This is a genomic window from Kineococcus vitellinus (genome assembly GCF_009906315.1).
In the GTDB taxonomy this organism is placed as follows: domain Bacteria; phylum Actinomycetota; class Actinomycetes; order Actinomycetales; family Kineococcaceae; genus Kineococcus; species Kineococcus vitellinus.
The window spans coordinates 1-5051 of record NZ_JAAALL010000306.1; the positions used below are offsets into that span (position 1 = coordinate 1).

5 protein-coding genes are annotated in these 5051 nt (G+C 75.5%); all 5 read right to left on the reverse strand.

The features are described 5' to 3' along the window. Positions 1 to 63: 63 nt before the first annotated feature. The gene (glmM, locus tag GTQ99_RS19565) at positions 64 to 1431 is read right to left on the reverse strand and encodes a phosphoglucosamine mutase (protein ID WP_166617382.1); all 1368 of its coding nucleotides are present in this window, start codon (positions 1429 to 1431) and stop codon (positions 64 to 66) included. Positions 1432 to 1540: 109 nt separating this feature from the next. Beyond that, a complete protein-coding gene (gene rpsI / locus GTQ99_RS19570) occupies positions 1541 to 2038 on the reverse strand; it encodes a 30S ribosomal protein S9 (RefSeq protein ID WP_420814595.1) in 498 nt (165 codons plus the stop codon). A gap of 38 nt (positions 2039 to 2076) precedes the next feature. After that, positions 2077 to 2520: a 50S ribosomal protein L13 gene (rplM, locus tag GTQ99_RS19575; RefSeq protein ID WP_166617383.1), complete on the reverse strand. Its 444-nt coding sequence runs from the start codon at positions 2518 to 2520 to the stop codon at positions 2077 to 2079. Between the two features lie 213 nt (positions 2521 to 2733). Next, positions 2734 to 4440 (reverse strand): ATP-binding cassette domain-containing protein, encoded by a 1707-nt coding sequence (locus GTQ99_RS19580; RefSeq protein WP_166617384.1) that lies wholly within the window; start codon positions 4438 to 4440, stop codon positions 2734 to 2736. 25 nt (positions 4441 to 4465) lie between these two features. Next, the gene (locus GTQ99_RS19585) at positions 4466 to 4981 is read right to left on the reverse strand and encodes a histidine phosphatase family protein (RefSeq protein ID WP_166617385.1); all 516 of its coding nucleotides are present in this window, start codon (positions 4979 to 4981) and stop codon (positions 4466 to 4468) included. Positions 4982 to 5051: the final 70 nt, after the last annotated feature.

Sequence of the window (5051 nt, forward strand, 5' to 3'; positions counted from 1 at the left end):
CGGTGTGGGGCGCACCCGGTCAGTGAGCCAGGGACCCCGCGGCCCGCGCCACCGGTTTCCGGCTCAGGCCGGGGTCAGCCGCTCGCGCACGACGCCGGCCAGCCGATCGGCGACCCGCTGGGCGTGCTCGGTGTGCGCGGCCTCGACCATGACCCGCACCAGGGGCTCGGTGCCGCTGGGGCGCAGCAGGACGCGCCCCGTCTCGCCGAGCTCGGCCTCGGCGGCGGCGACCGCGGCCAGCAGCTCGTCGTCGCTGCCGGCGCGGGACTTCTCCACCCCGCGGACGTTGACGAGGACCTGCGGCAGGCGCTGCACGACACCGGCCAGCTCGGCCAGCGAGCGCCCGGTCTCCTTCATGCGGGCCAGCAGCTGCACGGCGGTCAGCACCCCGTCGCCGGTGGTGGCGTGGGCGGGCAGCACGACGTGCCCGCTCTGCTCGCCGCCGATGCTCCAGCCGCCGGAGTTCAGCGCCTCCAGCACGTAGCGGTCGCCGACGCCGGTCTCGACCACGTGCACGCCCTCGTGCTGCATGGCCAGCCGCAGCCCGAGGTTGCTCATGACGGTGGCCACCAGGGTGTCCTCGGCCAGCTGGCCGCGGTCGCGCAGCGCGAGGGTGAGCACGGCCATGATCTGGTCGCCGTCGACGGTGCGGCCTTCGGCGTCCACGGCCAGGCAGCGGTCGGCGTCGCCGTCGTGCGCGATGCCGACGTCGGCGCCGTGGGCCAGCACCGCGGCCGTCAGCGGTTCCAGGTGGGTGGACCCGCAGCCGTCGTTGATGTTCAGCCCGTCGGGCGCGGCGAACAGCGTCGTCACCCGCGCGCCCGCCTCGGCGAGCACCCGCGGCGCGATGGCGCTCGCGGCGCCGTTGGCGCAGTCCACGACGACGTGCAGCCCGGCCAGCGAGCCGGGGCCAGCGGGCAGCGTGGACAGCAGGTGGTCGACGTAGGTGTCGGCGGCGTCCTGCTCGACGTCCGGGCCGGCGTGGACGCGGCCGACGCCGGCGCCGGTGGGGCGCCGGCCGGAACCCTCGCGGTAGGCGCGCTCGATGGCGTCCTCGACGTCGTCGGGCAGCTTCGTGCCGCCGCGGGCGAAGATCTTCAGCCCGTTGTCGGGCATGGGGTTGTGCGAGGCGGACAGGACCACGCCGAAGTCCGCGCCGCTGGTGCGCACGAGGTGCGCCAGCGCCGGGGTCGGCACGACGCCGATGTCGAGGACGTCGACACCCGCGCTGGCCAGGCCGGCGACGACGGCGGCGGACAGGAACTCCCCGGAGGCGCGCGGGTCGCGCGCCACGAGCGCGCGCGGGTGGGCGCTGCCGCCCTCGTCGACGAGCACGGTGGCGGCCGCCACGGCCAGCCCCAGCGCCATGTCGGCGGTGAGGTCGACGTTCGCCAGCCCCCGCACGCCGTCGGTCCCGAACAGCCGTCCCACGTCCCGCGCCCCTCCCCCACTCGGCCCATCGGCCCCTGACACCACGAACGGCCCCGGGAAGGTGTTCCCCGGGGCCGTCGTGGACGGTACCTCGCTGGCGCGAGGCCGATCAGCGCTTGCTGAACTGCGGCGCCTTGCGCGCCTTCTTCAGACCGGCCTTCTTGCGCTCGGTGGCGCGCGGGTCGCGGGTCAGGAACCCGGCCTTCTTCAGCGCCGGGCGGTTGGCCTCGAGGTCGATGCCGTTGAGCGCGCGGGCCACGCCCAAGCGCAGCGCACCGGCCTGGCCGGAGGAGCCGCCGCCGTGGATGCGGGCGATGACGTCGAAGGAGCCCTCGAGCGCGGTGACGCGGAACGGCTCGTTGACGAGCTGCTGGTGCACCTTGTTCGGGAAGTAGCCCTCGAGGTCGCGGCCGTTGATCGTCCACTTGCCGGAGCCGGGGACGATGCGGACGCGGGCGATGGCCTCCTTGCGGCGGCCGGTGGCCCCGCCGGGGGCGATGATGCTCGACCCGCCGGTCTGCGGCTCGGCGGACTCGGAGGTGTAGGTGCCGGTGAACTCGTCGGACTCGGTGATGTCGTCGACGGTCTCGGTCGTGTACTCAGCCACGGTTCTCCTCGCTCAGTTCGCGGTGTTCTCGCCGCGGCTCACTGCGCGACCTGGGTGATCGTGAAGGGCACGGGCTGCTGCGCCGCGTGGGGGTGCTCCGGGCCGGCGTAGACCTTGAGCTTGCTCAGGACCTGACGGCCCAGGGCGTTCTTGGGGATCATGCCGCGGATCGCCTTCTCCACGGCCTTCTCCGGGTTCTTCTCCAGCAGGTCCACGTAGCTGGTGGCCTTCAGGCCGCCCGGGTAGCCGGAGTGGCGGTAGGCGATCTTCTGGTCGCGCTTGGAGCCCGTGAGGGCCACCTTGGCGGCGTTGACGATGATGACGTAGTCACCGCCGTCGACGTGCGGGGCGAAGGTCGGCTTGTGCTTGCCGCGGAGCAGGGTCGCCGTCTGCGACGCCAGCCGGCCCAGCACGACGTCCTCCGCGTCGATGACGAGCCAGCGGCGGTCGATGTCGCCGGGCTTCGGGGTGAACGTGCGCACGGGGGTTGCCCATCTCCTCGAGACGATTTGCGGAACTGGGCCCGCGCTCGGGTCCTCCGGCGCCGGGAGATCCCGGAACGCTGTCGGCAGGCACTGCGTGGGCACAACGAACCACGACGTTACCGGCCGTTCGCCGCAACGGTCAAAACGGCTCCTCCCGGGAGGCCGCCGGGAGCCCGCCGCGGAGCCCGCTGGAGAGCCCGCCGGCGCCCGTCAGCGCGCCCGGACCACGCGCGCCGCGTCCCAGACCGGCTCCGGCGACTCCACGACGCGCCCGTCCTCGCCGAAGACGAGGAAGCGGTCGAAGCCGCGGGCGAACCAGCGGTCGTGGGTGACGGCGACGACGGTGCCCTCGTAGGCCTCCAGCGCCTGCTCCAGCGCCTCGGCGGAGTGCAGGTCCAGGTTGTCGGTGGGCTCGTCCAGCAGCAGCAGCGTGGCGCCGGACAGCTCCAGCAGCAGGATCTGCAGGCGCGCCTGCTGCCCGCCGGACAGGTGCTCGAAGCGCTGCTCGGCGGCCGCGGCCAGCCCGTAGCGGTCCAGGGCCCGCGAGGCGCTCTCGCGGTCCATCCCGTCCCGGTGCGCGGTGCCGCGGTGCAGCACGTCCAGCAGCGTGCGCCCCACGAGCGCCGGCTGCTCGTGGGTCTGGGCGAACCAGCCCGGGCGCACCCGCGCCCCCAGCCGGGCGCTGCCGGTGTGCGCGACGGGCGCGGGCACGTGCTCGTCGACGGGCCGGTGCTCGGCGTCGGGGTCGGAGCCGCCGGCGGCCAGCAGCCTCAGGAAGTGCGACTTGCCGGAGCCGTTGGAGCCCAGCACGGCCACCCGGTCGCCCATCCACAGCTCGGCGTCGAAGGGGCGCATCAGCCCCGTCAGCTCCAGCCGCTCGCACACGAGCACCCGCTTGCCGGTGCGCCCGCCGCGCAGGCGCATCCGCACGTCCTGCGCGGCCGGCGGGGCCTGCGGCGGGCCGGCCGCCTCGAACCTGGCCAGCCGGGTCTGCGCCGCCGCGTAGCGCGAGGACATGCCGTCGTTGAACTTCGCCTTCTCCCGCAGCGTCACCACGAGCGTGCGCAGCTTCACGCGCTCCTCGTCCCAGCGCCGGCGCAGCTCCTCCAGCCGCTCCGCGCGCGCGGCGCGGGCGGCGCCGTAGGTGGCGAAGGAGCCGCCGTGCGTCCACGAGACCGCGCCCAGCGCGCCGGGCTCGAGGGTGACGATGCGGTCGGCGGCGGCGGCCAGCAGCTCGCGGTCGTGGCTGACGAGCAGGACCGACTTCGCGGTGGTCCGCAGCTGCTCCTCCAGCCAGCGCTTGCCGGGCACGTCGAGGTAGTTGTCGGGCTCGTCGAGCAGCAGCACCCCCTCGGGGCCGCGCAGCAGCGCCTCCAGCACCAGCCGCTTCTGCTCGCCGCCGGAGAGCGTGCGCACCAGGCGGTGCCGGCAGGCGTCGAGGCCGACGCCCAGCGCCGCGGTCGTGCACGCGTCCCAGACGACCTCCTGCTCGTAGCCGCCCGCGTCGCCGAAGTCGGCCAGGGCCTGCGCGTAGCGCAGCTGGGCGCGCTCGGTGTCGTCCTCGAGCATCACCAGCTCGGCGGCCTCCACGGCGGCCGCGGCCGCGCGCAGCGGCGCGGGGGCCACCGAGACGAGCAGCTCGGCCACCGAGGTGTCGTCGCGCACCGAGCCCACGAACTGGCGCATCACCCCCAGCCCGCCGCTGCGGGCCACGGAGCCCTCCTGCACCGGCTCGTCGCCGGCGATCAGCCGCAGCAGCGTCGTCTTGCCGGTGCCGTTGGGGCCCACCAGCGCCGTCGTGGCGCCGTCGGCGACGCGGAAGGTCACCTCGCTGAGCAGGGGGCGCCCGTCGGGCAGCTCGTGGCTGACGCCCTGGACGTCGACGTGCCCGCTGCTGCGCCCGCTCGGTGTGCTCACGAGCGGTCAGTGTGCCCGGCGGGGCTCAGTCGGCGCGCGTGGTTTCGGCGCGCGGCGCCTCGGCGCGGGCGGTGTGCGAGAGCGCCAGCGAGCAGCTGGTGGTGTCCGCGTCGGCCCACTCCCCCTCCACCCGCACCACCGCGATGCCCGCGGTGCGCAGCTGGACGACCTCGCCGGTCAGCGCCTCGACGAGGGCGCTGGCGCCCGGGTTGTGCGCCACCAGCGCGACGGTGGCCTCGGGGCGGTCGGTGTCCAGGCCGCGCACGATGCGCAGCAGGTCGCCGAGGGTGGCCTCGTAGATGCGCTCCTCGTCGACGACGACCGGCTGCAGGCCCCAGCCGTCGAGCAGGCGCGCGGTGGTCTCCTCGGCGCGCCGGGCGGGCGAGGTGAGCAGCAGGTCGCAGCCGCCGACGTTCGCGGCCAGCCAGCGGCCGGCCACGACGGCGTCGGCCCGGCCGCGCTCGGCGAGGGGGCGGGCGATGTCCTGCAGACCGAGCGGGGAGTCCGCCTTGGCGTGGCGGACGACGACGAGCGTGGGCACGGCCCCAGCGTGCCGGACGGCCGCCGGCGCCCGGCGCCCGCCCCCGCCCGGGCAGGCGCGGGGGTGGGCG